This is a genomic window from Photobacterium sp. R1, assembly GCF_054600795.1.
In genome coordinates, this window is sequence record NZ_BAAHZP010001111.1 from 1 (window position 1) to 228 (window position 228).

Below are 228 nucleotides of genomic sequence, written 5' to 3' on the forward strand. Positions count from 1 at the left end.
TTTTTTCCTGCATGCACTGGATACGCTGGAAGATGGCGCCAGCCTTGACCGTTATGTACTGAGCAAGATGGCAAAACACTTAGGCTATCGTGACGATACCTCATTGGTGCCATTAACCGTCAACCTCAGCCTGAGCAGCATTCGCACCGCAGGTTTTCTCCGCTGGCTGGCAGGGTTTATGGCAATGCACCGCCACATTAGCAGCAAACTGTTGTTAGAAATTCCTGA

1 pseudogene is annotated in these 228 nt (G+C 50.4%); it reads left to right on the top strand.

From position 1 onward, the window contains the following. Positions 1-228: pseudogene (locus ACYP03_RS28505) on the top strand (GGDEF domain-containing protein); the annotation flags it as partial.